The organism is Ornithinibacillus californiensis, from assembly GCF_001038485.1.
Lineage (GTDB): Bacteria > Bacillota > Bacilli > Bacillales > Amphibacillaceae > Ornithinibacillus > Ornithinibacillus californiensis.
Window position 1 is genome coordinate 1 of record NZ_LDUE01000004.1, and the last position, 333, is coordinate 333.

A 333-nucleotide genomic window follows, 5' to 3' on the forward strand; every position below is an offset into this window, starting at 1 on the left:
TGCCGGGGTGGCGGAACTGGCAGACGCACAGGACTTAAAATCCTGCGGTAGGTGACTACCGTACCGGTTCGATTCCGGTCCTCGGCACCATCACTAGCGCCCGTAGCTCAATTGGATAGAGCGTTTGACTACGGATCAAGAGGTTAGGGGTTCGACTCCTCTCGGGCGCGCCATTTATGCGGGAAGTAGCTCAGCTTGGTAGAGCACATGGTTTGGGACCATGGGGTCGCAGGTTCGAATCCTGTCTTCCCGACCATTTAGAATTTAATTTCGGGGCCTTAGCTCAGCTGGGAGAGCGCCTGCCTTGCACGCAGGAGGTCAGCGGTTCGATCC

Annotated in this window: 3 tRNA genes; all 3 read left to right on the top strand. The window is 57.1% G+C overall.

Annotated features, from left to right (window positions below):
• Position 1: 1 nt before the first annotated feature.
• The 3 genes from TE34_RS00020 (at position 2) to TE34_RS00030 (ending at position 256) form a co-directional block, all read left to right on the top strand.
• A tRNA-Leu gene (locus tag TE34_RS00020) sits at positions 2–90 on the top strand.
• A gap of 6 nt (positions 91–96) precedes the next feature.
• A tRNA-Arg gene (locus tag TE34_RS00025) sits at positions 97–173 on the top strand.
• A gap of 6 nt (positions 174–179) precedes the next feature.
• Positions 180–256: transfer RNA gene (locus TE34_RS00030), tRNA-Pro, on the top strand.
• Positions 257–333: the final 77 nt, after the last annotated feature.